Here is a 704-nt window from a genome sequence, read left to right on the forward strand (position 1 = left end):
GCAGGTCGGGCTTGATGAAGCGGGTGAGTTCCGCCTCGGCGACCGCCTTGGCAAAGCGGCTGTACGATCCGCGGTCGGAGGCGCGGCGGCCCCGGGCCGTCTTTCCGGCATCTTGGCCATCGAGCTTTCCGGCCAGCCGTTCGCCCATCTCCTCGAGCTCGCGGATGCGGGCGCGGCGGCGGTCCGACTGCTCGTGGGCGCGCAGCGGATCATGGGCGACGATCAGCCGGTGCCCGGCGAATTCCGCCTCGGCCAGGCCGTCTGCGTCGAAGGCAAGTCCCTGGCATGTTTCGGCCAACTCGGCGTAGCGCCGGGCGGGGACAGCGAGAATGAACTCCAGCTTGCGGCCGTCCCGGTCGGCAAGCGCGGTCAGCTCGCCGATGTTCTCCTGGCTCAGGAGGCCCCGGTGGGCGACCAGAACCACGCGCTGGACAGGAAAGCGCTGGAGCACCGTCTGCAACATGCCCTGCAGCGTCTTCGTCTCCGCCATGTTGCCGGGATGGACGGTGTGAAGCAGTGGCAGCCCCTCGGCCGTCTGCACGACGCCGAGCACGAACTGCCGGGCAATCCCTCCGGTTTCCTTGTTCATGCCGTAGCCGCGCAGGTCGTCCTCGACCCGCCCCTCGCCATGGATCCGCACGGTGGTCAGGTCATAGAAGACGACCGCCAGATCGCGATCGACCAGCGGCCGCATCTGCTTCGCC

At 68.8% G+C, this 704-nt stretch carries 1 protein-coding gene; it reads right to left on the reverse strand.

The features are described 5' to 3' along the window. Window positions 1–704 (reverse strand): IS1634 family transposase (locus FGX59_RS37175; protein ID WP_138473504.1); only part of this gene is annotated, 704 nt, incomplete at both ends.

This window comes from Poseidonocella sp. HB161398, from assembly GCF_005870025.1.
Classification (GTDB): domain Bacteria; phylum Pseudomonadota; class Alphaproteobacteria; order Rhodobacterales; family Rhodobacteraceae; genus Mangrovicoccus.